Raw genomic sequence first — 251 nt, forward strand, 5'->3', positions numbered from 1 at the left:
CAGCGGTAGTTCAGTCGGTTAGAATACCGGCCTGTCACGCCGGGGGTCGCGGGTTCGAGTCCCGTCCGCTGCGCCATTATTTCCCAGATCGACCTTGGTCGATTTGAGATGGCAAGGCCCGCAAGGGCGCCATCAGATGCAACAGAGTTCTCTGGACGCAAGTCCAACCGACACGCAGCGGTAGTTCAGTCGGTTAGAATACCGGCCTGTCACGCCGGGGGTCGCGGGTTCGAGTCCCGTCCGCTGCGCCA

1 tRNA gene is annotated in these 251 nt (G+C 62.2%); it reads left to right on the top strand.

Annotated elements, in window-relative coordinates:
• The first annotated feature begins 174 nt into the window (after positions 1-174).
• Positions 175-251 (top strand) — tRNA-Asp (locus tag E4487_RS24240).

This window comes from Pseudomonas sp. BMW13, from assembly GCF_013357275.1.
Classification (GTDB): domain Bacteria; phylum Pseudomonadota; class Gammaproteobacteria; order Pseudomonadales; family Pseudomonadaceae; genus Aquipseudomonas; species Aquipseudomonas khazarica.